Source organism: Mesorhizobium sp. M7A.F.Ca.US.006.04.2.1, assembly GCF_004022915.1.
Classification (GTDB): Bacteria; Pseudomonadota; Alphaproteobacteria; order Rhizobiales; family Rhizobiaceae; genus Mesorhizobium; species Mesorhizobium ciceri.
In genome coordinates, this window is the sequence record NZ_RZQA01000657.1 from 1 (window position 1) to 3,732 (window position 3,732).

Here is a 3,732-nt window from a genome sequence, read left to right on the forward strand (position 1 = left end):
GATCAGCGGCGTCTGCTCGGCCGGCTTGGCGATCACCGAATTGCCGGTGACGAGCGCTGCCGCGATCTGGCCGGTGAAGATGGCGAGCGGGAAATTCCACGGCGAAATGCAGACGATGGCGCCGCGCGCCTGCGTGCCCACCTCGGCATTGGCCGCTTCGGTGGCGTAGTAGCGCAGGAAGTCGACGGCTTCACGCACCTCGGCGACGCCGTCGGCCAGCGATTTGCCGGCCTCGCGGGTGGCGAGTGCAAAGAACTCGACGGCATTCGCCTCATAGAGATCGGCGGCACGGTTGAGGATGGCGGCGCGCTCGGCGACGGGACGCTTCGCCCAGGCCGGTTGCGCTTCCACCGCAAAGCGCACGGCGGTCGCGACTTGCTTGGCAGCTGCTTCGCTGACCGTGCCGACCACTTCGGAAGGCTTTGCCGGGTTGACGATCGGACGCTGCTTGCCATAGCCGGCGGCCCGCGTAATCGGCTTGGCATGCCAGCGATCCGGCCCGGCGAAGGCCGCCCTGGCCTTGTCGATCGCCGCCAGCGTCACCGTGTCGGTGATGTCGAATCCTTTCGAATTGCGACGCCCGGCTCCAAAAATCTGGGAAGGCCGGGCAATCGCCGGATTGGCTGCCGGACCCTGGCTTTCGACCGTCTCGAGCGGATCGCGCGCAATGTCCTCCGGCTCGACATCCTCATCGGTCAGCTGGTGCACGAAGGAGGAGTTGGCGCCGTTCTCCAGCAGCCGGCGCACCAGATAGGCCAGCAGATCGGAATGCGCACCGACCGGCGCATAGATCCGGCAGCGCGTGCCTTCGGACCGTCGCACCGTCTCGTGCAGCGCCTCGCCCATGCCGTGCAGGCGCTGGAACTCGAAGGAATCGCGGTTATTATCAGCCATCGACAGGATGGCGGCGACGGTATGGGCGTTGTGGGTGGCGAACTGCGGATAGATGCGGTCGGTCATGCCAAGCAGCTTCTTCGCGCAAGCCATGTAGGAGACGTCGGTGTTGGCCTTGCGGGTGAAGACGGGATAACCGGTGAGTCCCAACGTCTGACCCCGCTTGATCTCGGTGTCCCAATAGGCGCCCTTGACCAGCCGAACCATGATGTTGCGGTCGTATTTCTTGGCCAGCGCATAGAGCCAGTCGATGGCGAAGGCCGCGCGTGGCCCATACGCCTGCACCACCACGCCAAACCCGTTCCAGCCGGCAAGTTCCGGCTCGGCCAGCACCCGCTCGATGACGTCGAGCGATAGATCGAGGCGGTCGGCCTCCTCGGCATCGATGTTGAGACCCATGCGCGAGTGGCGCGCGGCCAGCGCCAGCGACAAAAGCCGCTCGGCCATCACAGGCAGCATCTCTTCCTTCTGCGCCACCTCGTAGCGCGGATGCAGTGCCGAAAGCTTGACCGAGATGCCGTGGTTCTGCCTGATATCAGGACCGTTGGAGCCGGAATCGAGCGACGAAATCGCGTCGGCATAGGCCTTGTGATAGCGCAAGGCGTCGGCCTCGGTGCGGGCCGCCTCGCCCAGCATGTCGAAGGAATAGAGATAACCCTTCTGGGTCATAGGCCGGCCGCGCTTGACGGCTTCAGTGATGGTGCGGCCGAGCACGAACTGCTCGCCCATCTCGCGCATGGCGGCGGCCACCGCCTTGCGGATGACCGGCTCGCCCAGCCGCCGCACCATAGAACGCAGCGTGCCCTCGATGCCGCCCTCGCCTTCGTCGAGGACGCGGCCGGTCAGCATCAGCGCCCAGGTCGAGGCGTTGACGAAGATGGAGCTCGAACCGCCCGAATGCGCCGACCAGTCGTGCGGCGCGATCTTGTCGGCGATGAGGTCGTCCATCGTCTCGGTATCGGGCACGCGCAGCAGCGCCTCGGCCAGGCACATCAGCGCCACGCCTTCCTTGGTGGAGAGACCGTAAGCGGAGAGGAAGACTTCCATCAGCCTTGGATCCGACGAACCGCGCACCGCGCGCACCAGATCGGCGGCGCGAGCCGAGATCGCCTTGCGGTCTTTCCCGGAGAGCCCCGTCGCCTCGGCAAGCCGCTTCACGGCCTCGTCTTCGTCGGGCAGGTAGTTGGCGCGGATCTGCTGGCGGATGGCATCGAGCGCTGGCATGGCGGTCCCGTGGATCGAGCAAAGGGGATCGGGCCGGCGGTCACCGGACCGAATGGCGCAAGCTAGCACAAGTGCAAAATTTCGGCCGGTCCAAAGAAATCGACATTGGAGGTCATTCGATCTATCCTAGCGGCATATAATTGACATTTGGACTGCGATTTCGATGACAGAAGACCAATTGGACCGCATAGATCGGAATATCCTGGCCGCACTTGCAAGCGACGGCCGGCTTTCCATGTCAGAACTGGCCGCAAAGGTCGGCCTGTCGAAGACGCCGGTGCAGGCGCGGGTGAAGCGGCTTGAGAAGGACGGCTATATCAGAGGCTACCAGGCGATCGTCGACCGCGAGCGCATGGGCGAAGGCCATGTCGCATTCGTCCAGGTGAAATTGTCCGACACCAGATCCGCCGCGCTCGACGCCTTCAACCGGTCCGTACAGGCTGTGCCGGAGATCGAACAGTGCCACATGATGGCGTCGAGCTTCGATTATCTGCTGAAAGTCCGCACCAGGGACATCGCCGCCTACCGCCGCGTCCTCGGCGAGCGCATCTCGGCCCTGCCCCATGTCGCCCAGACCTCGACCTTTGTAGCGATGGAGACCGTGAAGGACCGGTAGATCACTCCGAAAGCGTCTTCAAGAACGCCACCAGAGCAGCGCGTTCTCGGTCTGAAAGCTCCAACGGGTGAACCTCTGATACCCCTTCGACGCTGGGCGCGGCCTTCGCATAATGCGCCACGACCTCGTCGAGCGACGAAAACTGCCCCGCATGCATATAGGGCGGTCGCGTTGCCGCACCGCGCAGAGACGGCGTCTTGTAGGCGCGGATGAGTTGTGGCGCATTCTTGACCATGAAGCGCAGTTCGCCGCAGGCGGCAACCTCGCCGTCCCGATAGGCGCCAAGGCAGTTGAACGGGTCGGCCTCGACTTGGTGCACGGCATCGATGCGGCCGCGATCCGGCGGCAGGCCCGCAACAGGCGGCACGCCGGTGTTGTGAAAGCTGTTGTCGGTGAAGCGCGGGCCGTTGTGACAGGTCACGCAATTGGCCTTGCCGATGAACAGTTTAAGCCCAAGGATTTCTTGTTTGGAAAAGACAGCATCGCCCTTCGGCTCGGCACCGGTGGCGAGGTCCAGCGCAAAGCGGTCGAAGCGCGCTGGCGCTGGCGCTATCGAGCGTTCGAAGGCGGCAATCGCCTTGCCGATATTGACGAAGACACCGTTGATGGCGTCGCGCTGCGCGCTGCTCATGGCATGCCAGGCTGCTTTCTCGGCATCGTTTCCAAGTGGGCTGGCATTCAACGGCATGCCGGAAAAATCGGGCAGCGGCCCAAAAATGCGCTCATAGCGCTCGCCGAAGCGCGCCTTGATGTAATGCGCGTAGGCAGCGCGGTTTCCCGCCTGCTCCAGCGGATTTTCGAGCGGCGTCAACGCTTGCGCCCACAGGCTGTCGCGACGGCCATCCCAGAAGAACCAGGGATCGTGCGCCACGCCCGCCAGCGGCATGGTGCGCCGGTTGGTGTGGCCGACGCCGACCGCCTGCGGCAGGTCGTCCTGGAACTGGCGGTCGATCTTGTGGCAGGTCGAACAGGATACCGACCCGTCACCGCTCATGCCC

Annotated in this window: 3 protein-coding genes; 1 reads left to right on the forward strand and 2 read right to left on the reverse strand. The window is 64.4% G+C overall.

Features of this window, described 5'->3' with window-relative positions; translation table 11 throughout:
- Window positions 1–2,118 (reverse strand): bifunctional proline dehydrogenase/L-glutamate gamma-semialdehyde dehydrogenase PutA (putA, locus tag EN925_RS27440; RefSeq protein WP_128337059.1); only part of this gene is annotated, 2,118 nt, incomplete at its 3' end.
- Between the two features lie 163 nt (window positions 2,119–2,281).
- On the opposite strand from putA, the gene EN925_RS27445 reads away from it, so the two are divergent.
- Window positions 2,282–2,734, forward strand: a complete 453-nt coding sequence (locus EN925_RS27445) for an Lrp/AsnC ligand binding domain-containing protein (protein ID WP_013531233.1) — start codon at window positions 2,282–2,284, stop codon at window positions 2,732–2,734.
- 1 nt (window position 2,735) lies between these two features.
- Here EN925_RS27445 and EN925_RS27450 read toward each other — a convergent pair.
- Window positions 2,736–3,732 (reverse strand): cytochrome c peroxidase (locus EN925_RS27450; protein ID WP_128337060.1); only part of this gene is annotated, 997 nt, incomplete at its 5' end.